The sequence below is a fragment of the Saccharibacillus kuerlensis DSM 22868 genome, from assembly GCF_000378145.1.
GTDB classification, from domain to species: domain Bacteria; phylum Bacillota; class Bacilli; order Paenibacillales; family Paenibacillaceae; genus Saccharibacillus; species Saccharibacillus kuerlensis.
On sequence record NZ_KB899284.1, the window covers coordinates 96,639 to 123,189 of the forward strand.

General features: G+C 51.7%; 22 protein-coding genes. 17 read left to right on the forward strand and 5 right to left on the reverse strand.

The features are described 5' to 3' along the window. Positions 1–113 precede the first annotated feature (113 nt). From araA to F456_RS0110695, 6 genes are all read left to right on the forward strand, one after another. Positions 114–1,538, forward strand: a complete 1,425-nt coding sequence (gene araA, locus F456_RS0110670; protein ID WP_018977017.1) for an L-arabinose isomerase — start codon at positions 114–116, stop codon at positions 1,536–1,538. A 211-nt stretch (positions 1,539–1,749) separates the two neighbouring features. Continuing rightward, positions 1,750–2,604, forward strand: coding sequence for an ABC transporter ATP-binding protein (locus F456_RS0110675; protein WP_018977018.1), 855 nt, complete (start codon positions 1,750–1,752; stop codon positions 2,602–2,604). Beyond that, positions 2,597–3,253 carry an ABC-2 transporter permease gene (locus F456_RS0110680; protein WP_018977019.1) on the forward strand — a complete coding sequence of 219 codons (657 nt, stop codon included), beginning with the start codon at positions 2,597–2,599 and terminating at the stop codon, positions 3,251–3,253. Before F456_RS0110675 ends, F456_RS0110680 begins: the two co-directional genes overlap by 8 nt. Next, positions 3,250–3,618, forward strand: coding sequence for a GntR family transcriptional regulator (locus tag F456_RS0110685; protein ID WP_018977020.1), 369 nt, complete (start codon positions 3,250–3,252; stop codon positions 3,616–3,618). The genes F456_RS0110680 and F456_RS0110685 overlap by 4 nt, the downstream gene beginning before the upstream one ends. Positions 3,619–3,785: 167 nt before the next feature. Next, positions 3,786–4,916 carry an FAD-dependent oxidoreductase gene (locus F456_RS0110690; protein ID WP_018977021.1) on the forward strand — a complete coding sequence of 377 codons (1,131 nt, stop codon included), beginning with the start codon at positions 3,786–3,788 and terminating at the stop codon, positions 4,914–4,916. A gap of 36 nt (positions 4,917–4,952) precedes the next feature. Then, positions 4,953–5,318 (forward strand): VOC family protein, encoded by a 366-nt coding sequence (locus F456_RS0110695; protein ID WP_018977022.1) that lies wholly within the window; start codon positions 4,953–4,955, stop codon positions 5,316–5,318. A gap of 201 nt (positions 5,319–5,519) precedes the next feature. On the opposite strand, the gene F456_RS0110700 is transcribed toward F456_RS0110695, so the two are convergent. Beyond that, positions 5,520–6,392 (reverse strand): helix-turn-helix transcriptional regulator, encoded by an 873-nt coding sequence (locus F456_RS0110700; RefSeq protein WP_018977023.1) that lies wholly within the window; start codon positions 6,390–6,392, stop codon positions 5,520–5,522. 107 nt (positions 6,393–6,499) lie between these two features. Here F456_RS0110700 and F456_RS0110705 point away from each other — a divergent pair, with 107 nt between their 5' ends. The 6 genes from F456_RS0110705 (at position 6,500) to F456_RS0110730 (ending at position 12,809) form a co-directional block, all read left to right on the forward strand. Continuing rightward, positions 6,500–7,177: a DUF4386 domain-containing protein gene (locus tag F456_RS0110705; RefSeq protein WP_018977024.1), complete on the forward strand. Its 678-nt coding sequence runs from the start codon at positions 6,500–6,502 to the stop codon at positions 7,175–7,177. A gap of 26 nt (positions 7,178–7,203) precedes the next feature. Further along, entirely contained in the window at positions 7,204–9,357 is a 2,154-nt protein-coding gene (locus tag F456_RS22340; RefSeq protein ID WP_018977025.1) for a winged helix-turn-helix domain-containing protein, read from the forward strand. Positions 9,358–9,425: 68 nt separating this feature from the next. Next, on the forward strand, positions 9,426–10,160 hold the full coding sequence (locus F456_RS0110715; RefSeq protein ID WP_018977026.1) for a DUF4386 domain-containing protein: 735 nt from the start codon (positions 9,426–9,428) through the stop codon (positions 10,158–10,160). Positions 10,161–10,253: 93 nt separating this feature from the next. Continuing rightward, positions 10,254–11,192 (forward strand): DNA-3-methyladenine glycosylase family protein, encoded by a 939-nt coding sequence (locus F456_RS0110720; RefSeq protein ID WP_018977027.1) that lies wholly within the window; start codon positions 10,254–10,256, stop codon positions 11,190–11,192. 252 nt (positions 11,193–11,444) lie between these two features. Further along, entirely contained in the window at positions 11,445–12,377 is a 933-nt protein-coding gene (locus tag F456_RS0110725; protein ID WP_018977028.1) for an alpha/beta hydrolase, read from the forward strand. A gap of 12 nt (positions 12,378–12,389) precedes the next feature. Next, positions 12,390–12,809 carry a DUF3237 family protein gene (locus tag F456_RS0110730; RefSeq protein ID WP_018977029.1) on the forward strand — a complete coding sequence of 140 codons (420 nt, stop codon included), beginning with the start codon at positions 12,390–12,392 and terminating at the stop codon, positions 12,807–12,809. A 51-nt stretch (positions 12,810–12,860) separates the two neighbouring features. Here F456_RS0110730 and F456_RS0110735 read toward each other — a convergent pair whose 3' ends face one another. Together F456_RS0110735 and F456_RS0110740 are read right to left on the reverse strand one after the other, a co-directional pair. Further along, positions 12,861–14,471 (reverse strand): extracellular solute-binding protein, encoded by a 1,611-nt coding sequence (locus F456_RS0110735; protein WP_018977030.1) that lies wholly within the window; start codon positions 14,469–14,471, stop codon positions 12,861–12,863. A 50-nt stretch (positions 14,472–14,521) separates the two neighbouring features. Continuing rightward, entirely contained in the window at positions 14,522–16,942 is a 2,421-nt protein-coding gene (locus F456_RS0110740; RefSeq protein ID WP_018977031.1) for a helix-turn-helix transcriptional regulator, read from the reverse strand. Between the two features lie 230 nt (positions 16,943–17,172). Here F456_RS0110740 and F456_RS0110745 point away from each other — a divergent pair, with 230 nt between their 5' ends. Continuing rightward, positions 17,173–19,821 carry an S-layer homology domain-containing protein gene (locus F456_RS0110745; RefSeq protein ID WP_040925163.1) on the forward strand — a complete coding sequence of 883 codons (2,649 nt, stop codon included), beginning with the start codon at positions 17,173–17,175 and terminating at the stop codon, positions 19,819–19,821. A gap of 106 nt (positions 19,822–19,927) precedes the next feature. On the opposite strand, the gene F456_RS0110750 is transcribed toward F456_RS0110745, so the two are convergent. After that, complete coding sequence (locus tag F456_RS0110750) at positions 19,928–21,631, reverse strand: methyl-accepting chemotaxis protein (protein ID WP_018977033.1); 1,704 nt, start codon at positions 21,629–21,631, stop codon at positions 19,928–19,930. A 171-nt stretch (positions 21,632–21,802) separates the two neighbouring features. After that, positions 21,803–23,134 (reverse strand): sensor histidine kinase, encoded by a 1,332-nt coding sequence (locus F456_RS0110755; protein ID WP_018977034.1) that lies wholly within the window; start codon positions 23,132–23,134, stop codon positions 21,803–21,805. Positions 23,135–23,690: 556 nt separating this feature from the next. On the opposite strand from F456_RS0110755, the gene F456_RS0110765 reads away from it, so the two are divergent. From F456_RS0110765 to F456_RS0110780, 4 genes are read left to right on the forward strand one after another with little or no spacing between them, the layout of a single operon-like run. Further along, on the forward strand, positions 23,691–24,812 hold the full coding sequence (locus tag F456_RS0110765) for a ThiF family adenylyltransferase (RefSeq protein ID WP_018977036.1): 1,122 nt from the start codon (positions 23,691–23,693) through the stop codon (positions 24,810–24,812). A 26-nt stretch (positions 24,813–24,838) separates the two neighbouring features. Beyond that, positions 24,839–25,462 (forward strand): thiamine phosphate synthase, encoded by a 624-nt coding sequence (gene thiE / locus F456_RS0110770; protein ID WP_018977037.1) that lies wholly within the window; start codon positions 24,839–24,841, stop codon positions 25,460–25,462. A 4-nt stretch (positions 25,463–25,466) separates the two neighbouring features. Further along, the gene (gene thiS, locus F456_RS0110775; protein WP_018977038.1) at positions 25,467–25,667 is read left to right on the forward strand and encodes a sulfur carrier protein ThiS; all 201 of its coding nucleotides are present in this window, start codon (positions 25,467–25,469) and stop codon (positions 25,665–25,667) included. 4 nt (positions 25,668–25,671) lie between these two features. Beyond that, a complete protein-coding gene (locus tag F456_RS0110780) occupies positions 25,672–26,544 on the forward strand; it encodes a thiazole synthase (RefSeq protein ID WP_018977039.1) in 873 nt (290 codons plus the stop codon). The last annotated feature ends 7 nt before the right edge of the window (positions 26,545–26,551 follow it).

The following is a 26,551-nucleotide window of genomic DNA, read 5'->3' on the forward strand; positions in this document are numbered from 1 at the left end:
AGCATCACCGATCACTAGCGCAATCAATGATGAGTGTAATCGATCACAAGTCTTACAAGTCTTACCGATTGCCGGCCTTACCCATCATTCATTATGAAAAGAGGATGACTTATATGACATTGACAGCTGATAAACAGTTTTGGTTTGTTGTAGGTTCGCAGCACTTGTACGGAGAAGAAGCGCTGGCTGAAGTTAAAGCTCACGCGCAGCAGATGACGGATGCCCTGAATGCCAGCGGCGTACTTCCTTATCCGCTCGTTCTTCAAGATCTGGCTGTAACGGCAGACAAAATTACAAACATCATGAAAGAAGTAAACTATCGCGACGAAGTAGCGGGCATCATCACTTGGATGCACACGTTCTCGCCTGCAAAAATGTGGATCCGCGGCACAAAAATGCTGCAAAAACCTCTGCTGCACCTGGCGACTCAGTTCAATGAGAGCATTCCTTGGGCGACAATCGACATGGACTTCATGAACCTGAACCAAGCCGCTCACGGTGACCGCGAGTACGGATTCATTAACGCTCGTTTGAACAAACAGAACAAAGTCGTTGTCGGCTATTGGGAGCGTCCGGAAGTCCAGAAGCAGATTGCAGACTGGATGGACGTAGCCGTTGCTTACAACGAAAGCTTCAATATCCGCGTTGCCCGCTTCGGCGACAACATGCGCAACGTTGGCGTAACAGAAGGCGACAAAGTCGAAGCTCAGATCCAGTTCGGCTGGACAGTCGATTACTACGGAATTGGCGACCTTGTCGAATACGTAAATGCCGTTAGCGAGCAGGAAATCGATGCCTTGATGGCTGAGTATGCCAACCTGTACGAATTCGACTATGGCACGAACAGCAAAGAAGCTTGGGAAGCCAGCGTTCGGGTTCAAGCGGGCTACGAAATTGCGATCAAGCGCTTCTTGGACGACAAAGGCTACAACGCCTTCACATCGAATTTTGAAGATCTGCACGGCATGAAGCAGCTTCCGGGTCTGGCTGTACAGCGCCTGATGGCTCAAGGTTACGGCTTTGCCGGCGAAGGCGACTGGAAAACGGCAGCGCTTGACCGCCTGATGAAAGTCATGAGCCACAACCAAAACACAGGCTTCATGGAAGACTACACGTATGAAATGGCAGCCGGTAAAGAAGCGATCCTGCAGTCCCACATGCTCGAAGTCGATCCTTCCCTGGCAGGCAACAAGCCAAGCATCGTTGTATCGCCGCTCGGTATCGGCGGCAAGGAAGATCCAGCTCGTCTGGTATTCGATGGCAAAGCCGGCGACGGTGTTGTCGTATCGATGATGGACCTGGGTACGCATTACAAGCTGCTGATCAACGAAGTAACGGCATTCGAGCCAACAGAGCCGGCTCCGAACCTGCCTGTAGCGCGCGTTCTGTGGACGGTAAAACCGAACTTCCAAGACGGAGTCAAAGCTTGGATCGAGAACGGCGGCGGTCACCATACCGTTGTCTCCTTGAACCTGACGACAGACCAGATCGTGACTTACGCGAAGCTGGTTAACCTGGAGTACGTTGTAATCAAGTAATAAGCATTAAGGAATAAGCAGAAAATAAGTGTCGGATATAGAAAGAACCGCCTTTTCGGAAAATGGATCATCCATTTATCGCAGGCGGTTCTTTTTTGTGAATTTCGAATTTGTTAATGCTTGGAGAAACCATCGTTATTGGATTGACTTTGTAAAACACCTCGTGATACATTGTGAATGAACAACATACACAATTTTGGGGGTGGATATGATGCTGGCTTTGGACATTCGAAATTTACATAAGAAGTATACGGACTTTCAGATCAGAGACGTTTCTTTCCAATTGGAAAAGGGCTATATCATGGGCTTTATCGGAGCCAATGGTGCAGGGAAAACAACTACGATCAAATCGATCCTGAATATGATTCGTATCGACAGCGGCGAAGTGTACGTATTTGGCAAAAATATGGCCGAGCACGAGACAGAGGTAAAGCAGCAGATCGGATGCGCGTTCGGGGACATCGATTTTTATACGCGCAGCAGGATCAAGACCGTAACCGACATCACCAAGAAGTTCTACAAAAATTGGAACGAAGAAACCTACTCCGATTGCCTGCGGCGATTCAAGCTGGACGAAAACAAGAAAATTGCGGAGCTGTCTACCGGTATGAAAGTGAAATACAGTCTGGCGCTGGCCCTGTCGCACGGCGCGAAGCTGCTCATTCTGGATGAGCCGACAAGCGGACTTGACCCCGTCTCAAGAGACGATCTGCTTGATCTTTTTCAGGAACTGATCGTCGACGGCGAAATCAGCATCCTTTTCTCGACGCATATTACTTCCGACCTGGAGAAGTGTGCCGACTTTATTACGTTTATCGATAACGGACAGATCGTCGCCAGCGCCGAAAAAAATGAGTTTATGGAATCTTATCGGCTTGTTAGCGGCAGCGAAGCGCACCTGAATGAAGTTAAGGAGCGGCTCATCTCTTACAAGGTTAATTCGTTTGGCTTCACCGGATTGATCCGTACAGAGGACTTTGATCCTTCTTCCAAACTAAACGCATCGATGCCAAGTCTTGAAGAGATCATGATTTATTTTGCGAAAAAGGAGGGTCTATATGTATAATTTGGTCATGAAGGATCTGAAGTTGGGCGTTAATCCGTGGTTCTTCGCTCTTCCCCTCCTTGCAGGTGCCCTCATGCTGATTCCTGCCTGGGTGTATGTGCTCGTCCCTCTGTACTTTTGTTTCATTACGGTTCCGAATATGCTCGGAGGCTTCAAGAGCCAGAATGATCTGATGTTCAGTACGCTCATGCCTACAAGCAAAAGGGATATCGTGAAGGCCAGAATTTTCGTGATCGTCCTGCTGGAAGTTCTGCATCTGCTTGCAGGTATGGTCTTCAGCTTGTTCACGCTTCATCTGTATCCGAATATCGACTATCTTTTCTTTGCGCCACATGCCGGTTTCTGGGGAATCTGCTGGGTGATGCTGGGCATTTTTAACATCATCCTGCTGCCTATCTACTACAAGACGGCCTACAAATATGGAGGGGCTGTAACCTTCTCGACGATCGCTGCCGCTCTGTTCGCTATTGTCGCTCAAGGGGCCGCAATGGGGATTCCTTGGGTAAACGATATTTTTTACGGGGCTGGACTGGATCGGGTAGGGCTGCAATTTTCCATCCTCGCTGTGGGCATTCTGATTTTTGTTGGACTTACTCTAATTGCTTACCGGATTTCGGTAAGACGATTCCTTAACGTGGAGATTATATGAACGTAACGATTTCGAACACATCGGAAAAACCGATCTACCAGCAAATTTACGAACAAATCAGCGCTCTCATTTTGAAAGGCGAGTTGGAGAGCGGCTACTGTCTGCCTCCTATTCGTCAGGCTGCCCTGGAGCTTCGCGTCAGCGTAATCACGGTGAAAAAAGCCTGGGAAGAACTCGAGCGAACCGGCTTGATCCATACCGTGACGGGGAAAGGATGCTTTGTCGCCGACTTCACCTCGGGAGAGATGCTGGAGACCCGAGATCAGCTGATTCTGAAGCAGCTTGCAACCGATGCCGCCTACTACAAATCTTTTGGCCTTACCTTGGAAGAAGTCATAGAGTTGTTGAAAAAGGTTTACGATTAAGGCATTGTCTGAGTTAAGTGAGGAATAAGGCGCAGCTTGGGTTAAGCAAGAAAAAGAAAAGAACCGTTTTTTGATAAATGACGCATTCATTTACCGAGAACGGTTCTTTTTTTGCTTTTTGGGAAGTGTCATCTTAAAGTATGAGGCAAAGGGAGGCTGAGTCAGCTATGGCACGAACCATTCTGATTATAGGCGGCGGCATTGCGGGACTGTGCGCCGCAATTGCCCTGCAGCATATCGGTATGCAGGTAAAAGTCTATGAAAAAAATGCCGGACCGGCTGCTGCCGGAGCAGGCATCATTATCGCTCCCAATGCTCTGCAGGCGCTGAAGCCCTACGGCATTTCCGACGAAATTATTCGTCGGGGGTATCCGAGCAGCGGATTCCGCCTGATGTCGGATCGAGGCCAATACCTCACCCAACTTGCGGTTCCTGCCGACTACGGCAGTCAATATTCGATTCACCGCAAAGATCTGCATCAGATTCTTCTGTCCGCTCTTCCTCCCGGTACAGTAGAATGGGGAAAATCCTTTTCCCGGCTTGAGCAGCGGGATAACTGCGTTCGGGCCGTGTTTGATGATGGCAGTTATGCGGAGGGCGATCTGCTTGTCGCGGCGGACGGCATTTACTCCGGCGTTCGCCAGCAGCTTGTTCCCGCGGAAACCTACCGCTATGCCGGCTACACCTGCTGGCGCGGCGTCGTCTCCGGTGATCATCTTCCTGGCCTGTCGCCTCATTTCATCGAGACATGGGGGACCAAAGGCCGCTTCGGAATCGTACCGCTTCCTCAAAATAAAGTGTATTGGTATGCGCTTATCAATGCACGCCAAAGCGATCCCCGTCTGGCAAACTATTCTGCGCAGGAACTGCATCGTCAATTTGCGAACTACCACAATCCCATACCGGATCTGCTGCTGAAGACAACCCCTTCCGACATAATCCACCGTGATATCGTAGACATTATGCCGATGAAAAGCTTTTATTCGGGCCGGATCGTTTTTGTCGGCGATGCCGCTCATGCGATAACCCCCAATATGGGACAGGGTGCCTGCCTGGCGATGGAGGATGCACGCGTGCTGTCCGATTGTCTTCACGCGTCCGCGGGCGATCATGAAGCTTTTGTTCATTACGATGCCCGGCGCCGAAAGAGAATTCAGCAAATCTCCGCTCAATCCTGGAAGATCGGGAAGGTGGCCCAATCGGAAAGCTTTTTGTTTGCAAGCATCAGAAATCAGTTAATGAAGCGCGTTCTCAAAAAGATTTCTCATAACCAAGCAGAGCGTTTGTACCGTTTTTAAAATTTTAAGACACTATGCAAAGGGAGAAGAGACACAATGAATGTTAGTCTAAATTGGATTACCCTCCGCGTTCGCGACATTGAAGATTCGCTGGAGTTCTATCACAACATTCTCGGGCTGCCGATCAATCGTAGGTTCGAGAGCCGCGGCAAACAGATTGCCATGCTCGGAACGCAAGAACAGCCCAAGATCGAACTGATTCAGGGCAGCGAGATTATGGTTATGCCGGAGAACGGTATCTCTGTCGGCTTTGAAGTAGAATCGCTGGATGCGGCCATAGAAGAATTGAACAGCAAGGGCATTCCTATCGTTCGCGGCCCAATCTCTCCCAACCCCCATCTGCGTTTTTTCTACATTTTGGACCCGGACGGCTTTGAAGTGCAGTTGGCGGAACACAGCTGAATCGTTCGTATGAAATACAGCGGCGGAGAATCGGATCAGGACACAAGAAGAGGCACCTCAAGAGAGGTGCCTCTTTGCCGTGCCATTTTACAGCAAGATATGGAAAGCCGGATGCCGTCCAGCATGATATTTTATGTACAGATAGAGAATGACCAAAGTCAAAAAGAAAGGAGCGGGCGGAATGGGAAGCGGAGCTTGAATTTACAGATCAGGTTCGCCGGGAAGCTTTTTGATAGGCGCATAAATATGATAAGTCGAATCCAGCTGGTGAACATCGTCAAAAGCCTGAATAAGCTCGATATCCGTTTCGGCCGTTTCCTGTCTGGAGATTTTCAGGAATCGGGCATAGTCGCTTTTTAACACATCCCCAATATCGAGGAGATCGCCGGAATAGCTGAACCGAGCACAGAAAGTCTGCGGTACATCGACGGTAAAGGAGTACGGTTCATCGATTTCGATGCGTCCCGGAATTCCGCACAGCACATTGAAAGTAGGGGAGTCAGGTCGACAGTTTGAATAAATGACGTAGCAGGGGCTCTGTACAGTCTTATCGACATGACTCAGCAGCAGGGCGGAGTGAGCACGGATTTTTTTTCTATAGTCGTCGGCAGCCAGATCCACTTCAAAAGCGATTCCGCTAATTGGAGTCTCTGCGAATTCGGTCAAAGTAAAGTCTGTTACGACATCGCCGTTGATGTTTTTCAAAGGCCTTCTGATTACTGGGGGGATGGGTGCCGGCAGGAGAGTGGAGCTTCCCGCTTTCATAGCACTTGGAGTGACGCCATACTGCCTTTTGAAAGCTCGGGTAAACGAGGCTTGTGTGCCAAAGTTAAGACGGTAAGCCACATCGGTCAGGGAGGAAGAGCTGCTGTCTTGAATGAAAGTCAAAGCTGCATTCAATCTTCTCGATAGGATGTATTGGTTCAATGAATCTCCCATTACCGCAGAAAACAGCCGATGAAAATAAAATTTGGACATGTTAAAAGCATGGGCGACGGATTCTACGGTTAAGGGCTGCTGCAGATGATTCTCAATGTAGATCAGGGCGCGCTCAATGATTTTGTTATGGTCCATAATGGCTCCTTATATTCACTCTTTATTTTCAGTAGCGACAGATCATTTTGTTCTAAGTATATCACTTGTTTATCGTTATAAGGGTAAAGCGAAAGGGGAAGAAGGAAATGAAGGAAGATCGCAGAAATGCAAGGATACTGGGTGTTTTCTATATCATTGCCGCGGCAGCGTCGATTGCGGCGGTGATTCTGTACGGACCCATCTTGTCAGAACATTGGCAGTTGAATATAGTAGACGGAACGGAAACAAAAATCTTGATCGGGGTCGTGAGCGATCTGCTGCTCGTGGCGACGGTTGTCGGTACGGCAGTCATGCTGTTTCCTTATGTTCGGCAGTGGAATGAACACCTGGCTCTCGGTTATCTTTGTTTTCGATTCATGGAAGCTGTTTTTATCGGAATCGGTATTGTAAGCATATTGGGATTGCTGCACCTGAGTACGAATGACAATCCGGCTATTCCGGCAGGAAATCCCAACCTAGAGCCTATAGGACAGCTGCTGCAGGCGGTTTATGATTGGACGGCTGTGTTGGGGCCCAATCTCATGCTGGGTCTCAATACAAGCTTGTACAGTTATCTGCTTTTCCGAACGGGTCTTGTGCCCAAACCGCTGGCCGCTTTCGGCATGGTTACGGCGGTGATGGTATTCACGGCAGGGATGCTGCAAATGTTCGCGATCATCGGGCCTTATTCGGCGGTGAAAGGATTGATTGCGCTGCCCGTCGGTCTCTATGAGATGAGCTTGGCGATCTGGTTGATTGTAAAAGGATTTCGAATAAGAAAATAAGAATGGACGCACAGGGGGACAACGTAATGACCGCACCGATCATGGCCACCAAACTGTATATCCCTGCGCTTCGGCCGCATGCGGTGCTTCGCCGTCGTTTGACGGAAAGGCTGAATAGAGGAATATACCGCAAGTTGACATTGATTGCTGCGCCTGCCGGCTATGGGAAAACGACGTTGGTGTGCGAGTGGCTCGAAAGCTGCGAACGGGAAGCCGCTTGGCTGTCGCTCGAAGAAGAAGACGGAGACCCGATACGCTTTCTGACAGGGCTTATCTCTTCGCTCCAGACGCTTGGAGAAGGGTTGGGGCAGAATCTGCTCGCTGCGCTTCAATCTCCTCAGCCGCCGCCAATCGAGTCGATTCTGACCGTCCTTCTTAACGAGATTGCCGCGATATCGGTGCCTTTCATACTGGTATTGGACGATTACCATGCGGTGAATGTTAAGGAGATCAATGACGTTTTGTTCTTCCTCATCACTCATCTTCCCCCACGGATACATATTGTGATTACTACTCGGGAAAGCCCGGATATTCCGCTGGCCAAATTTCGGGTTCGGGATCAGCTGACCGAACTGTATGCAGCCGATCTGAAATTCACCTCTTCCGAAGCCGAGCTTTTCCTGAATGAAAGCATGGCTCTTAATCTGTCTGCGAAGCAGGTGTCTGTCCTGGAATCGCGTACGGAAGGTTGGATTGCAGGGCTGCATCTGGCTGCGATCTCGATTCAGGGAGAGGAAGACACCGATCGGCTGATCGAGTCTTTTACGGGGGATCATCGTTTTGTGCTGGATTATTTGATGGAGGAAGTGCTGCGGCAGCAGCCCCAGGCGGTCCGGAATTTTCTGCTGCGGACCTCGATTCTCGACCGGCTGTGCGGGCCTCTCTGTGATGCGGTTGTGCATGATTCTTCGGTTTGCGGTCATGAAGTATTGATCGACCTGAATGCGCAGAATCTATTTATCGTACCGCTGGACAATGAGCGGAAATGGTATCGGTATCACCATTTGTTCGCCGACCTGCTGCGCAAAAGGCTGCTGGAAAGTACCGCGAAAAGCGAGGTGGCAGAGCTGCACGAACGGGCGAGCTTCTGGCACGAGCAAAACGGCGGCGAGATCGAAGCTTTTCGCCATGCTTCTCAGTCCCGCGATATCGAACGCGCCGCACATCTGCTGGAAGGCGGCGGTATGCCGCTGCATCTTCGGGGAGCCGGGGGCGCTGCACTAAAATGGCTGGAGGGTCTGCCTGCCCAAGAACTGAACGCGCGGCCCGCGCTGTGGGTCATGTACGGCTCGTCGCTCTTGATGTCGGGCAGGCCGACAGGCGTCGAAGACAAGCTTCAAGCGGCGGAATCCATCTTGGCCGGCACGGAACAAGGCGAGCGTGCTGCCGGTCTGACCGGATTGATCGCCGCGACCCGTGCGACACTGGCTTCGCTTGCGCTGGGCGGCGGTGCGGGTGGCGGCTCGGAGCGCCTCGAAGTAAAGCTGCGGGAAGCCGAAGCCGCCCTGCAGGACGGCGGAATCGACGACAAGACCGACGGATTGGTCGGTCGGATCGCGTTGGCCGGATCGACTGCCCCGCACGGACGGCAGACTGCGGAGCAGGTCATTCTCCAGTGCCGCCGGGCACTCCTGTACCTTCGCCCGGAGCAGCTTCCGATCCGGACGGCTGCCGCTTGGATGCTGGGCGTCGCCTGTCAGCTAAGCGGCGATTCTGCCGCTGCTCGCGAAGCTTTCGATGAAGTTGTCGTCAACAGTACCATTATGGATCAGCCGCTGCTGGCAGTCGTAGCTTTGATCGGGTTGGGTCAGTTGGACGAAGCGGAAGATAAGGTCAATGCCGCAGGAGAGCGGTATCGGGAAGCACTGAAGCTGGCCGGCAATCTGCCGCTTCCTGCTGTACGGGAGGCGCAGATCGGCCTGGAGCGCTTGGAGCAGCGTGATCGAAAAAACACGCTGCTCAGTCCGCGGGAATATGAAGTGCTGCAGCTGATTGCCGAAGGGCTGTCGAACCGGGAAATTGGTGAACGGCTCTTTCTGTCCCTTGATACGGTCAAAGGCCATAACCGCAGAATTTTCGAAAAATTACAGGTGCAGCGGCGTACGGAAGCGATCGCGCGCGCCAAACAATTGAATGTGCTCTCGGACACTCCTAAACCCCACACTTCCAAACCCCACTAAAGTGTCTACTGGAGCTCATCTTGTTCAGGCTATACTCCTTGTAAATCAACGAAAAGGAGATAGCGCTTATGACGATGAACAAGACGGCAAGAACGGCAGGAATATTGTTTTTCATATCAACGGCCTCTTATTTGATCGGAAATGGACTTCTGGGTCCCGTGCTGAAGCAAAATGATCTGCTTGCGAGCCTGCAGGCGGGTGATGCGAATATGCTGCCCGGATTTTTCCTGGAGCTGGTTAATGCCGCAGCAGTCGTGGCGATTGCCATGCTGCTGTACCCGATCTTGAAAAAGCATAACGAAGTTTTTGCGCTGGGCTACTTCGGATTCAGGCTCTTGGAAGCTATTCTGCTGATTATAAGTGCGGCCGTTCCGCTGCTGCTGATTGCGTTAAGCGGCAGTTACGGCTCGGCCAGCGCCAGTGATCAGGGATACATGGTGACGACAGCAGATTTATTGGTGCAAAGTTACTCCGTGTTTTTCCAGATAGGCATGGTTGTGCTGGCATTAGGCAGCTTTCTGCTGTGCGTCGTGCTATACCGGTTCAGGCTGATTCCCCGGCTGCTGTCGATCTTCGGCTTCATAGGCTATGCGTCACTGCTGACAAGCAGCTGTCTGAGTCTTATTGGACGGGATGCGGGAGCGCTTCTGTACATTCCGGGAGCTGTATTTGAAATCGCATTTCCACTGTGGCTCATTTTCAAAGGGGTTAATATGGAGGGAAGAAATGCCCGAGATCGGCGCAAGTCTGATCGTGAGCCGCTGACCGCTGTAAAAGGGACCGACTTTGGCAGTTCGCAATAAGCTGTAATCTGCACTGTTTTGCGCTGGGATGGTTAATACTTGGATGACTTGCATCATCTACGATCCCACATCGAAACGGAGGCCGCTTATCTTATGCAAACAGCTGCAGAAATCACTTTTTGGCACAACGACGGCTCCGATATTCTTCTCCCGGTTCCGGCCGAGTTCAGCTTTGCCGAAAACTATAACCATCTTTCGACCGCCACCAACGAAGCCTTGTACACACTGCGGAGCGGGAAAATTTATAAAGCCATCGCTGTCGGTGACCGGGATACCGTGGTCGAAATCAGTGATGAAGACGGCACTCATCTGCGCATCGTCTTCATTGAAGAACCCGACACCGACTCCCCTGAACTGCGCGAAGGCGTCGCCCGGTACGTGCACGATTGGTTCGATCTCGGCACCGACCTGGCTCCATTTTACGAGATGGCACAGAATGATCCCCTGCTGAAGCAGGCAGTCGAATCTTTCTATGGGCTTCGCAATATGGGCATTCCCGATCTGTACGAAGCGATCTGCTGGGGCATTCTCGGGCAGCAGATCAATCTGGGCTTCGCCTATACGTTAAAAAGAAGGTTCGTTGAGAACTTTGGCCGGTCGATCGTGCGCGAGGGGGAGACGTATTGGCTGTTCCCGACCGCCGAACGTATTGCCCCGTTGACGGCTGCAGATTTGTCGGCTGCCGGAATGACGACTGGGAAAAAGTGCGAGTATCTGGTTGACACGGCAAGATTGATCGCAGGTGGAGGCTTGACTAAAGAGCAGCTTTTGCAAGCAGGCAGCGTGAAGCAGGCCGAAAAAATGCTGATCAACATTCGCGGCATTGGACCATGGACTGCCCATTACGTGCTGATGCGCTGTCTGCGAATGCCGGACGCTTTTCCGATCGACGATGTAGGGCTGCATCTCTCGATCAAGCACGTGCTGGGCCTTGATGCCAAGCCGAGCAAGGAGCGGATTTTGGAGCTGTCTGCAGGATGGACACTCTGGGAGTCTTACGCGACGTTTTATTTGTGGCGGCTGTTATATTAAGAGGAGTATGGAAATTGAAAAGACTCTTCTCCGATAAGGGGAAGAGTCTTTTACGGATATATAGAGGGAGTTCGTACTTTTCGATGAGAAGTTGGAGCTTGTAATCTGAAAGGAGTAAACTAAAATTAAGCGGTTACATAAACATCATGAATTCAGCACCTCGGAATCGACGTCAACATTGGCATTAACATCAATATTGACGTCGCCCTTGGCAGCACCGCCGCATTAACCAACGAACAAGGAGTGGATACGATGAACCAGCAAGCAGCAGACCGGGCAGCGCGCGAAATGCCTGAAGGTACTCAGATTCTATATGGTGATTTTGCCGAAGCCGGCACTTATTATTCCTGCACGTACCATCCTGACGTCGTGTATGCCACGTATGAAGGCGTCGACAGAAGGCTGCAGATTATCCAGCCTCACCGGGAAGGATACAAGTTCCCCTTGATCATTTTTATTCAGGGTTCGGCTTGGAGAAAACAAAACGTATACACCGGAATTCCGAACCTCTCGCAGATCGCGGCCAAAGGGTATGTGATCGCCAGCGTAGAGATCCGGGACACGGATATTGCACAATTTCCGGCGGCGGTGGAGGATGTGAAATGCGCTCTTCGATTTATGCGAAAAAATGCGGAAGAATACGGAGTCGATCCTAGACGTGCAGCAGTGTGGGGAGATTCATCCGGCGGACATCTGTCTCTCATGACAGGGCTTACGATAGGCGAGTATAACAACGGGTTGTATGGGGAGCAGTCGGACGAAGTGTTGGCGGTCGTTGATTACTACGGCGTTTCTGATCTGCTCAGCTTGGGCAAATACAATGATATTCTCGATCATGATGCCGCCGATTCTCCGGAAGGATTGTTTATTGGAGGACGGGTTCAAGATCATGTGGAATTGGCAAAAGAGGCCAGCCCGCTGCACCACGATCTGGACCGAAAGCTTCCGCCGTTCCTGATTGTGCATGGCGACAGCGACCGGATTGTGCACGTGAGCCAAAGCATCGAAATGTACAAGGCGCTGAAGGAACACGATCAGAACGTCCTCTTTTACAAAGTGGTCGGAGCGGATCATGGAACAGGCATATGGAGTCCTCAAGTGCTCGATATTACGGCAAAGTTTCTGTCGGCTCATCTGAATCGGCCGATGGCAGAACCGCTTCCTTTCCAACATGAGACCGAATAGGGGGCAGGGCAGATGGAGTGGGAAGAAGTGCTCACGGTACATGTAGCGATTATAGACACGGTCAGCCTGCACAATGACAGCGGAGACTCTGTTGTGATGATCTCGTTTACAGGACACGCGACGGGCAAGTATTTCGAAGGGATCATACTAGACGGAGGCGTGGACACGCAGATCATCGGATCATCCGGCGAACGACACAGCTTGTCGGCTAGGTACATGCTACGGGGAAAAGATTATACCGGCCAGCCCTGTGAGATCTACATCGAGAATAACGGAAATATGAACAAGGAGCTGAAGAGCGCCGCTTTTCGCACCACGCCCAAGATCATTACCAACAGCAAAGCCTTATCTTTTCTAAATCAAGATCTGCTGATCGGCGAAGGTCTGCCAGCGGAAGCGGGAGTCGACATCCGGATTTACCGGGCGATCTGACAGTGTGATCCTGGAGCGCGGTAGAGAGCGAAGCCTTTATTTTAACCTAATCTATTTCCCGTTCGCCTCTGCCAGCACCTCTGTCCCGCCGGCCTGCATAAATTCCTGCACAAAGTTATCGAATTCTTCGAGCGATCGTTCTCCCGTAATAAACGAGATATAAGCGCGGTTCCGCAGCTTGATCAGCTCGGGACCGTTTTTGACGAGTGAAGGAGTCGACCCTTCCAACGCATTATAGATCCCGTCCCGGTCCAGCCCGAGCGTAGCGGCCCACTGCTCGCGGCGGCTGGTTGGCGGGTAAGGCACCATCATGCCGATATTGGCTCCGATCGTGTTCAAGTAATTCGAATCTTGATTGTAAGGAGGCAGCACGACGATATTTTCTTTCGATGAGTCCGCCCATTTCCAGTGCTTGCCGATAATGCCGTTTTTCAACGCTGCCCGTTCGTCGAGATCCAGATTGGCACTGACATCGTCGAGAATCTGCAGTATCTTCTCCAGCTTGCCCGGCTCTTTGGTTACATTGGCTCCGATTGCCGTGAAACTCATCAACTTATCGTATGCTTTGGAACCCCGCAGACCTTCCGGACCGCTGAATGGACGACCGAACACGACATCCGCTTCCGGATTTTTGGCCTTAAGCTCTTTCACGTTATAGGAAGCTTCTACCGGCTTTTCGATGATAACGCCGCGCTCGTCCGTGGTCCATGCGTCATAGTCGTTGTCGTCGATCCAGTGATAATAGTTGCCCATCGAGGTCATGCCGATTCGGCCGTTGATAAAAGCGTGCGACAGATGTTTGTACCCGCCTTTATTTTCCCCGGTGATGAACTCGGGATCGATCACGCCATCGGCATACCACTTCCGCAAAACGTTCAGCGCTTCCTTCATCTCCGGCTGCAGAGCCCCTACTACTAGCTGTCCATTCTGTTCGCTAAAATACAGCTGATCCGCAAACACCACCTGACCGTAAGCGCCGAATACGACGTTCATGCCTTCCAGCGACAGTCCGTATGTATCCTTTATTCCATTGCCGTCGGGATCTTCATTCGCAAACGCATAGATTACCTTCTCGAATTCCTCCAGCGTCTGCGGCACATCCAATCCCAGCTTATCCAGCCAGTCCTGACGGTATACGACAGGAATCCGGTAAGTATTGGTCGGATTTATGACCGGAATGCCGTAAGTTTTGCCGTCAATCCTGCCGTAATTCGCGTAATCCGGTGCATACTGACGAATGGCGTTCATCAGGTTGGGGGCGTAACGATTCAGTGTCTCCTCGGAAATCTCCGCAAGCAGTCCCTGCTGCTGATATTTCAGCAGATCCTGCGGCTGACGAATACGCAGCAGATCGGGAGCGCCTTCCTGGGCCAGCTTCAGATCAAGCAGCGATTCGTAGCGGTTGTTTTCCAGATTCCAGATATTCAGATCAACGTTGTGCTTCTCCTCCACGTAACGCAGCATCTCCGCATCTTCGGGAACGGCAAGGTTCTGATGCATCGTCCAGGAAATCTTGTATTCGGGACTGCTGGAAGCCGAAGGAGGAGAGGAATGTTTGGCGGAAAAAGAAAGACCTGAATAAGCTTCGCAGCCGGACAGCCCGATCATCGCAGCTGAACTTAGAACAATCCCGACAAAGCGCCGCAAAACCTTCTTTTTCATCGAAAGCCTCCCCTGATTTGTTTGCTGTGTACTTCTGTCCGATTCTTCGCTTAAGACGACTTCGCCTGTTTGAGGCTCTCTCTCAGGTAATTCCCCGGTGTACAGCCATACGCTTCCTTAAACTTTTTGATAAAATACGCCGGCGTTGCATAGCCGACGGCACCGGCAATCTGCTCGATAGTCATGCCGCCGCGCTCGATCAGAATTTTTGCCGATTCCATGCGTCTTCCGGTCACATATTCCGTATAGGTAACGCCCAGCTCTTCCTTGAATAAACGGCTCAAATACTTCGCGCTGATAAAGACGCTGGAAGATACCGCTTCGAGCGACAGATCGCCGGACAGATGCTCTTCAATATACGCTTTGGCCGATTCCAGAGTATCCAATGATCGCTCGCCGTTTCTTTTCTCGGTCTCCGCCAAGAAATGACTCACCGAATTCAGCAGCCAATTGCGGAATTCATCGATGTGCGCCAGTCCGATATACTGCCGATGCAGATCGGGATGCCCGCCGCTGGAATGTCTGTAACGAACACTTTTCAGATGATCCGAATACATGAACACCGTATTGGACAGAATGAAATGGCAGTAATCCGCCGGATATTCGCCTTCCCGTATGACTTCGATCAGTCCGTCGACAGCTTCGACGATTTCTTCGAACTGCCGGCCCGGCAGCTTGTCCTTGAATCTGGATAGAATCGGCTGCGGAATCTCCTCCTGGCTGCCTTCGCGCCGCAGCAGTGCCGGATCGTGCAGAATGGCGCATTCCGGCAGGAAATAAGCATATTTCATATAGCTTTCGGCCTCGCCGCAGCTGAGATGCAGCTCCTCCGGCCGGCTCACTTCGATTCCCCAAGAGAGCTGCATCTTAATATTTAGCTGACGTTCGCATTCTTCTTGAACATACTGGGCAAGCGCCCGCATCTCTTCGTTGGAAGTCTTATTGGAAGCCTGATTAGAAACCTGATTAGAGGAATCAATGGAAGTCTCATTAGAAGACTTAACAATGTCTTTGCTGAAATGCCGGACGATAATTGCCGCGACTTTTTGATCCGGCATTTCTTCGGCCACAATCAGAACTCCCTGCAGATCGATCTGCTCCAGCAGCGAGGCGATCTGTTCAGGCGTTTTCTGATGGGCTTCCGAGGCAGGCAGAGATGCACGGATCGGCTGCAGCAGCATACAGCGGAAGCTCCCGGATTCGCCGAACAGGCTGGACAGCAGCAGGCGTTCTTTGGGCGACTTTTCTGCCGGATCGCCTTCAAGCAGCTTCAGCATCAGACTGCGCTTGACGAGCGGTCCCGTCTCCTGAAGCGTCTCTTCAAGGGTAGTCACTTTACGGCTCAGACTGCTCAATGCCGTATCAATCAGACCATACTCATTGGCGGATTCTGTCGGCTGACCGGCGAGATGCCGGATGCGGACGACAATCGCTTTGAGCGGGCTGTAGATCAGCTTGGTCATTACGCCTGACAGCAGCAGTCCAATCAGGAGAGCCAGTGCACTGATAACGAGCACGATTCGCTGTACGGTCAATGATTGTTCCTGAAAAAAGCTGTGCGGCATAGCGCTGTAGAGCATCCAGCCGGTCGTCGGCAGCTGTTCATAGAAGATCGTATAGTATTCGCTGTCCGTTCGGCCGCCGGTGATGCCCGGTTCTGTCGGAAGATTCGATGTGCCCATAAAAGAGGCAAGGTCGTCGACAGCCGGTGATCCGGCCTCTTGAGACGTTCCAAATATTTGGGCGGCCGGGCCAATCACCATGTCTCCCGAGGTACCCAGCGTCCATGTTTCTTCATATTGAAAAGGCATCATATTGCGCAGAATTTCCCGGATTGCGTCTTCCTTGACATCAATTGCAAGAATCAGATCACTGTCCGCACCCGAAGATTGGAAAGGATAGCTGTGTGCGTACGTCATCAGCATATGTCCGTTACCGCCGGGAATATTGGAGAAGATATCTTCGGGCACGAGTCTGGATGCCGTCCATAGGCTGCTCTGCGGAAGAGTCTTCATTTTTTCGATCCAATCGGCCGGGGGCGAATCATTCGCTGCCCGGTCCATTTGATCGACCAGTCCGTATTGTGAAGACAGCATAGCACCGCTGCGAGGATCATATAAATGAATGGCTTCGATCAAGTTCGGATTTCCCGCCACTTCCGATGTCAGCAGCTCCTGCAGTTCCAGCAGACGCGCCGGCTGACTTTCCCATGAATGATCCTGAAACTGCCGCAGATCCGAAGTCTTATCAAGCGCCAGTTTTAGAGCAGTCTGGTGGACCCGCTGCAGGACAACAGAGTCGATCGTTTGTGCCGTGTTGGCCAAGTTTGTCTGACTGCGATTCTGCAGCTCGTCCATATAGCGATTGGAAGAATATAAGTAAAATACCGAACACAGCGAGAGGACAATAACAAGCACAATGGATAAGTATGAAACGGCCAAGCGGGCCCAAACGGATTGATATTTTTTCATCGCGCATTCCCCTCCCCGCCGGGATTATACAAGCAGGAATGCAGCGTTATTCAAGAGTTTCGTTAAGCGAATGTTAAATTGCGGAATTTGGGTCGAATTTGGTCGAAAACCTCCCAAAATGATACTAAGGCGAAATCGTTCCATTGCCCAATTTCGGCTGCGGATGCTACATTTTCATCGATTCGAATCGAAAGGCAAGCGAATACCAAACCGAAGAGGAGCAATCACAAGTGAAAAAGAGACCGTTGAGAAAAATGATGGCTGTTGCATTGGGCTTCGCCATTCTCTCCAATTCCGCTATGATCCATCCCGCAATTGCGGCGCCTGATACTTATGAAGTTCAACTGCCGGCAGTTCCGGCATGGGGATACTTCAGCGATTCGTATACAACGAACCGATCTGAAAATCCGACCCTTGAAACGAATGCGGCACTTCGCCTGCTGTCGGAATTCCTGGAATTGTGGGAGCCTGGGTATTCTTGGAATAACGGAACGCCGAAGATTCAAGCCGTACACGAGTACAACATTCAGTATGTCGTAGACTTGGCAAAGACTCGAACGGCTGCCGATGAAGAAATGGCTTATCTGGTTGACCGCCGGGGACAAACATACGGAGCAACCGAAGGTCTGGGAATGCTGGCCGACGCTTATCGCGAGCTGAGCAATACGAGAACTTCGATCACCGGTGTTGCGGAAGATGCGACAACAGTAAAATATAACGATACATTAGGTTCGAACAAAGGCGGGGATTCCGATTCGCCGCTTGGCAAGATGGTCGATTTGTTGGGCACGGTAAGAGGCAATTATGCATCGTCTAATCCATCGAAATACTTCTTCCAATATATGCGCCCTTATCGCTGGGTGAATCAGCAGGAAGGTAACAATGATAATCGTATTGTTATACCAACCCTGGTTCCGGCAATCAGTACTACACCGGAAAAGGACGGCGGTTTCCCGAGCGGACACACCAACGCTTCGTACCTCGCTTCGCTGTCGTTTGCCTATGCCGTACCGGAACGTTATCAGGAAATGCTGACCCGTGCTTCGGAGATGGGCCATGCCCGCATTGTGTCCGGCATGCACTCGCCGCTTGATGTAATGGGTGGACGTGTGCTGGCAACAGCGCTGGCTGCAGCTACACTGGCCGATCCGGCAAACGCCGATCTCAAACAGCAGGCGTATGAGCAAGCACATGATATTCTGCTTAAGGAGCCGCTCAGCGGAGAAGATCGCTTTAGCGATTACGAGAAAAATAAAAGAGAATATATCGAGCGCTTGACTTACGGTTTCCAACCGATCGATGATACAACAAAACCGATGGTTGTGCCGAAGGACGCCGAAGTACTGCTGGAGACTCGTCTGCCTTACCTGACCAGCCAGCAGCGCCGTGCTGTGTTGGAGACAACTGGTCTTCCATCCGGTTATCCGATGCTGGATGATCCAGAAGGTTGGGGACGTCTGAACTTGTTTGAAGCGGCCAACGGCTACGGTGCCTTCAATCATGATGTAACCGTTGAGATGGATGCATCCAAAGGTGGATTCTATGCCGAAGACCTATGGCGTAACAATATTACCGGCAACGGGAAATTTATCAAAGAAGGCACAGGCAAGCTGATACTGTCCGGAAACAATACGTATTCGGGCGGTACAGAAATTGTAGGCGGAACGCTGGAAGCGATGTCGTCGACTGCATTCGGTACTGGCAGCGTAAATAACGTTGGCGGTACGGTAACACAGAATGTCTACGGTGGCGATACGGTAACGAAGAGTGTTTATGGCGGCAAGCTGACGATCGGTGGCGACTTCACGCAGTCGGCAGGCGGAACGCTGGAACTGAACGTATCTGCTCCGAGCGATACGCTCGAAGTACAGGGCCGTGTACAAGCCGGCGGCACACTGAAAGTCAATTTCACCAATAACTATGTACCGGCAGCAGGCGACTTTACGGTCATTACTCATGCTGCGGGAACTCCTGTCGGCGCATTCGATAGACTGGAAACGACCGGCCTGCCGAACGGATACAGTGCAAGCCTGAACTACCGGAATGACCGAATCGTACTGACCGTGGCTGATACGACGGTTGGAACGCCGAATCCAGGCACGTCGAATCCGCCTTCGAGCGGCGGGGGAGGTTACGTAACCCCTGCTCCTTCGACACCTGCACCAACACCAGTATCGACACCTGCACCAACACCAGTAATCCCAACACCGGCGCCAACTGCTCCGCAGCCTACCAGCCCGTTCCGTTCGAACGTAGTGGACCCGGCGATCACGCTGCAGGCATTGACTCAAGCCGCAGCCGTCACGCAAAACGGAAGCCGGACGTTCTCCGACCTGTCCGCCGGTCACTGGAGCCGCGACGCTGTTGTCAAAGCGACCAAACTCGGTATCGTGAGCGGTTATGAAAACGGAACGTTCCGTCCGAACGCGTCGGTTACGCGTGCCGAGTTCACGGCGATGATCGCCCGCGCTTTCGGAATCGAACCGGCTTCATCTTCGGCTTCGTTCCGCGACACCGGCTCCAACTGGGCTTCCGGCTACATTGCAGCACTGTCCGATCTGGGTGTAGTGGCCGGTTACAAAGACGGCAGCTTCAAGCCAAGCGGAACGATCTCCCGCGCCGAGATGGCGGTCATGATCGCCCGTGTCATCAACCTGAACGAGCTGTCAACCGGCACAACAGCTAACTTTAGCGATGTGAGCGGCGATTACTGGGCAGCAGGCGCAATCAGCCAGGCTTCGTCCGCTGGTCTGCTGAACGGAACCTCATCTTCTTCCTTTGCACCGAAAAAGGAAGCCAGCCGCGCCGAAGCGATCACGCTGATCATCCGCGCACTGGAAAGCGACAGCTCCGTGAAGTCGCTGCTGGACAGCCTGTAAGAACTAACGTATTGATTTATCCACCCCCTTGGATAAATGAAAAGCCCGTCCTTATGGACGGGCTCTTTTTGCTATGTGAAGCCATGGTTTTTATGCGCAAAAGACCTTAGATCTTGAAGCGGCTTACGGCGTCATGCAGATTTTCCGCGAGATGAGACAAAGCTGCCGAGGAAGAAGAAATCTCCTGCATGGAAGCAAGCTGCTGCTCGGCTGCCGCAGCCACGTTCTGCGAATGGTCGGACGTCTCGTCCGCGATGTGCAGAATGCCTGATAGATTCGAAGAAGCGTGCTGCACGTGCGAAGACAGTTCGGTTGTTTCTCCGGACATAACTTCAACACGGCCTGTCAGATTGCCCATCAGCTCGAGAATTTCCTTGAAGTTCGTTTGTGTCCGTCTGATCGCTTCAAGTCCGGCCTGCACCTCCGTGCCTACCTGTCCGATGGAACGAGTAGAATGCTCCATGTCGTTCTGAATTTCGTGGATCAGGCCCGAGATCTGTGAGGAGGACTGCTGGGACTGTTCGGCCAGCTTGCGCACTTCGTCGGCAACGACCGCAAAGCCTCTGCCGTGCTCGCCGGCTCTGGCCGCTTCGATCGCCGCATTCAGTGCGAGCAGGTTCGTCTGCGCGGCGATCGTCGAAATGAACTGCGAGATTTCCTCGATTTCTTTCGAACGATCGTCCAGCATCTGAATAATCCTGCCGCTCTCGTGAACGGAACGATCGATCTCTTGGATTTGAAGAACGGTATCGTCGACGAGACGATCGCCTTCCGATGCTTTGCGGATTGTTTGACTGCTTACGTCCAGGACAGCCGAGGCATTGCCTGAGATGGACTGCATACCTGCTGCGACGTCACTAAGCACAGATGTACTGTCGTTGAGGCGATGTGCCGACTGTTCCGAACCGACTGCAACGTCTTGAATGGATTGAGCGATGGTTTCCGTCGCCTGGCTGGTCTGATCCGCACTGGCGGATAATTGTTCGGAAGAGGAAGCTACTTGATGGGACGTTTCGATGACTTCATTGAACGTATTTCTCAAACTTTCCGTCATCGTATTAAAGCTGCCGGCCAGGCTGGAAATTTCGTCGCCCGCCCGATCGTCTACTTGATGGGTAAAGTCGCCGCCGCCGGCTTGATACAGCGAAGCGGTTACGGCGCCAAGCCGCTTTCGGATTCGTGAAGTGAAGAGGAAAACAAATGCAGTGGATAAGAGCAGAATAACGCCAAGTGCAATTAGGAATACCGTGAAGAAGCTGGAGAGAATACTGTCGATAATGCTTTGCGGCGCTCCCACGTAGAAAATGCCAATGACTGCTCCTGACGCGTCATGGAGCGGCATGTAGGCAGCCTGATACGTATTACCTGCTACATTGGCTTCTCCGGTATACGGTTGTCCGCTATCGATCACAATTTGTTTCACCTTGTCCGATACCTGCGTACCGACGGCGCGGTTGCCGTTGATTTGAACATTGGTCGCAACCCGGGTATCTCCCTGGAAGATTGTGACCGTACCGCCGCTGTCTTCGCCGATTGTATCGACCAGTTCAAAGTTGTCGTTTATAACGGTTTCGCCCTTGAACAGTTTGCCGTCCGAGATGGACCATTCTCCGGGGTAGGCACTGTCGATATAGCGATAAGCCAAAGCCATATCATTTTTAGCTTTTTCGACTGCAAATTCCTTGATGCCTCGAGTTACCTGATCTTGTACAATCACTCCCACAATACCGGAAAATAGAATCATGCAGGCGAGAAACAATAGATTTATTTTTGTACCCAATTTCATTTTCAGCTGCAGTTTTTTACGCAAAGTTCGTCCGCTCCTTAAAAAAAGTATTGCTAACTATATCGGCGAAATTTGAAGGATTTGAAGAGAAAATGACTGGAATTCGACACAAATAGACCTTTCACTTATGTGAAAAGGCCTATTTGATCATAAATTTTGAATGAAAATGCTTTAGTTGAATGAAAAAGCGTCTCTTCAATCTCCCCAAGCACTCTCAGGCAGCAGCATTGGCAGATGAAAAACGAAAGAGCTGCCTTCCGGCGAGGAGTGCTCCAACTTCAGTTCTCCATTCATCAATACGACAAGCTGTTTACAGATCGACAAGCCCAGTCCGGTGCCGCCGTAGCGGTTAACGTAACCGGGTGTATGCAGTTGGGTAAAGGCTTGAAACAGCATAGGCTGTTTATCTTTGGCAATGCCGGGGCCCGTATCTTTTACAGCAAACGTTAAATAAGCCGTTTCTGCCGCAGAACGTACTGGAGAAAATTCATTTCTAGCAGCGCAAGAAGAGATGACTGCCGCCGAATCTTCTGTAAAGCCTACCTGCACAACGCTTTCTCTGCCCCAAGACATCCGGACTTCGACTTGCACTTCTCCTTCATTCGTAAATTTTAATGCATTAGACAATAAGTTGACGAGGATTTGCCGAATTTTGTTCTCGTCCCCGATCCAAAGATCCGGTATGCTTGGCGGTACGCTAGCGTGCAGTCCAATCTTTTTAAGATTAGCTTCGGTTCTAAACATCTGCGTGACTTCAAGTAGACAGCCTCTCAGAGAGAACGGCTCGCATACGACTTCCATTTTGCCTGCATCCAATCTTGAGTAGTCCAAAATTTGATGCAGGATCGTCATCAGCGAACGTCCGCTGGACTGAATGATGCGCAGATACTCCATTTGCGTATCTGACACTTTGGACGATTGCAGCAGTTCCCCCATATTCAGAATGGCATTCATCGGTGTACGAATCTCATGACTGAGAATGGCCAGTAGATTGGCTTTCCCTTCCATAGCTTTCTTCTGTTCCTGCTCGGCCTTGCGCCACCTTCGGTACGTTTGATCCAGATCCAGCATGTTTTCGAAAAAAGCAGCGAGCGAGATCAGCAGTTCCACATCTTCCGGCTGATACGCGTAGAAGTTATGATCGAATGCGCACAGCGAACCGAACACTTCACCATCGCTCGTTCGGATGGGTACTCCCATAAACGAACAGCCGCCGATAAACGAGGTAACGCTCATATCGCGGGTCAAAGGGTGAGTCAGGTTGCTATCGATCACCAGCGGCCCGGGACCATTTTCGGTCACAAGATGACAGTAAGAGTCGGTATGATCGATCACTAATCCTTCCTGCAAAATCACGGCGCTGCGGTTGATTGTATTGAGCACCTTTGTCTGGTCGTGGTCGCTTAGTGCGATACAGAATGTATTGGCAGGGATCACTTTACTGGCTGTATCTACAATTTGGGCAGCGGAAGTATATAATTTCTCGGATAAGACGTCCATGACGTCGATATAAGTTGTTTTAAGCAAAAGAGCACCCCCAGGTATGGTCAAGCTTTTATTGGATGAATGAAAAGGAAACTAGCTTTAGAAAAAAGCGAGAACATTAAATCGGGAATTTTGGATCTTTATAGCGAAAATTAGGGGGGAATAGCAGTTTATAGAGGCCTGCCTTATGAAAAACTACATTACTCTCTAAATAAACCGACGTTTCGACAAACTAAACAAATAGAAAAACCGGCTTTGCCCCAAAAAGAATGCCGAGTTTTACGTTACCATTGCCATTTGCGCTGCGGTTCGCTATGCTAAAAATAAATCAAATAAGAATGCGGGTGCTGGATGAAGTCCGGCTGAGATTGGAGCCTTGTGCTCGGGACCGTTAATCTGATCCAGGTAATGCTGGCGTAGAGAACCTCATTCGAATTGTCCAAGCCATTCGTGTATTCTCGAATGGCTTTTTTGTATATTCGCGAGGAAAAGGATTCGGGAGCGGGAAGCAAACGGCAGATTGACGGCTGCGACTTATCGCTTGAATTGATTTTCCGGTTCCAGCGTCCGGCATGATCTTGGAACGAGGAGGGGCATCATGCAGAAAAATGCATGGAATCAGCAGGGGGAGACTGCTGCGGACAGTGGGAACACGGTACGCGAAACAATCTCTATTGAAGAAGAAACATCTACTAAAGAAGAAACAAATGATAGGGAACGATATTCTCGTCAGATGCTGTTCGCGCCGATTGGATCGGAAGGACAGAGTCGTCTAGCAGAGCGCTCCGTTTGTATCGTTGGCATGGGCGCGCTCGGTACCGTGTTGGCGAATCATATGGTTCGGGCCGGTGTTGGACGTGTACGTTTGGCAGACCGCGATTATGTGGAGCGCAGCAATCTGCAGCGACAGATGCTCTATGACGAAGAAGATGCCATACAGGCACTTCCGAAGGTGACGGCAGCCGAGCGCAAGCTGCGCAGCATCAACTCATCCGTGAGGCTGGAGACTGTTTTCGCAGACGTGACGCCTGGAAATATCGGCAGTCTGCTGCAGGACATCGATCTGGTGCTGGACGGGACCGATAATTTCCAGACCCGGTTTCTTCTGAATGATGCCTGCTACAGCGGAGGAATTCCGTTTATATATGGCGGCGCGGTCGGATCGCGGGGAATGAGCGCCATTTTCGTGCCGGGGGAGACGCCTTGTCTGCGCTGCTTGATCCCGACTGCGGATTCCGGCGGAGAAACATGCGATACGGTAGGTGTGATCTCGCCGATCATCGATATCGTCGCGTCGTATCAAGCGGTCGAGGCGCTGAAGTTTCTGGTGGGAGATCGTGAAGCGAGAAGGGAAACGCTGCTGTCGTTCGATATATGGAATAATCACCATCACGCGCTGAAGCCGATCTCTCCGCGCCCGGATTGTCCATGCTGTGGATTGAAGCGTTATCCGGCGCTCAATCGTGAAGAGGAAACGGTGCTGTCGCTGTGCGGACGGGATTCGGTGCAGATCGCGGGACATGAACCGTTCGATCTGGAGCTCTGGCGGAAGCGGTTAGAGCCGGCTGCACGCAGTCTGAAGACCAACCCATATCTGATTCGGGCAGAAATGCCAGAAGGCGAACGCCTCGTTTTGTTTGAAGATGGACGCGTACTTGTGCAGGGGACGGACGATCCGGCCCGAGCCCGAACCGTCTATGCCAAATATATCGGCAGTTGAGGACAATATAAAGGAGGACGACAGTAATGCGCGATTTTAGATTGTATGCGATCACCGGTGAAAATTTTCATCCCGGTCGCGAACTTGTCGAAGTGATGGAGCAGGCGATTATCGGAGGCGCGGATATTATACAGTACCGCGATAAGACGAGCGGAAGGGAAGATCGTCTGCGCAAAGCCAAGGCGCTGCGAGAGCTGACACGCAAATATGATATTCCGTTTATCGTCAACGACGATGTCGACTTGGCGCTGGAAGTGGATGCGGACGGTATTCATCTCGGTCAAGGTGATCTGCCGCTGGAAGAAGCGCGGCGCCGGGTAGGGGACAAGGTCATCGGCATCTCTACACACGCGATTGAAGAAGCGCTGCTGGCGCAGGAGCAGGGAGCGGATTACATAGGAGCTGGTCCGGTCTACGCTACACAGACCAAGGCGGACGTGGTCGATCCCGTTGGACTTGATTATATCCGCGAAGTTTCTCGGCAGATTACCATCCCGTTTGTCGCGATCGGGGGCATCAAGCTCGGCAACGTGGACGAAGTAATCGAAGCCGGTGCCACTCGGGTATGTGCAATCAGCGAGATCGTCAGCAGCGACGACGTGGCGGGCGCCTGTCGGGCATTTATCGATAAATTGGAAGGGAAAGGGTGAACAAATGGTGGAGCTGATCATTAACGGAAGCAGGCGAGAGGTAGAGGCGGCTACGGTGGTGGACGTGGTGAGAGAGCTGGGTCTTGCGGGAAGACCGGTCGTGGCCGAGGTAGACGGGGCGGTATTGACCGAGGAGCAGTGGGCATCGACGGAAGTGAGAACCGGCATGAATATCGAATTAGTCCATTTTGTGGGAGGGGGCTAAACCTATGTCTGAAGCAAATCGAAATAGCGAAAAGCAAACGGACACGAATCGGAATATGAGCTCCAAGGCGGATTGGCCGAACGAGACTTATGCAGGTACAGCCAGAGATACTTGGCGGATCGGAAATTTGGAAATGACATCGCGCTTTTTCCTTGGCACCGGATTGTTTCCCAACCCGTTTGTACAGACAGAAGCGATCCGCGCCTCCGGCGCGGAAGTGCTGACGTTCGCCATTCGGCGTGTCGATCTGGAATCTGCGGAAGACGATTCTATTCTGCAGCATCTGGAGCCGGGCGCTTTTCAGTTTCTGCCGAATACGTCGGGTTCCCGAACGGCGGAAGAAGCAGTTCGTATCGCACGCTTGGCCCGCGCATCGGGACTGAGCGACTGGATCAAGGTAGAGATCAGCGCAGACGAGCGCACGCTGCTGCCCGATCCGATCGAGACACTGCGGGCGACCGAAATCCTGGTCAAGGAAGGATTCACGGTGCTGCCGTATATTTCGGACGATCCGGTGATCTGCCGCAAGTTGGAAGAAGCCGGTGCGGCGGCAATTATGCCAGGCGGAGCACCGATCGGGACAGGGCTGGGTATTCTGAATCCTTATAACATCGGATTAATCGCCGAAGAAGCGAGTGTACCGGTTATCGTCGATGCGGGACTCGGTACGGCAAGCGATGCGGCACTTGCGATGGAACTCGGCGCATCCGCTATTCTGATGAACACGCCGGTCGCCAAAGCCCAAGATCCCGTTGGCATGGCACTGGCGATGAGATTGGCGATCGAAGGCGGACGGTTGGCCCATCTGTCCGGAAGGATGCCGAAGAAGCGCTATGCTTCCGCCAGCAGCGGTTTGCAGTCGTTGATCGTGGAGTGAACGGATT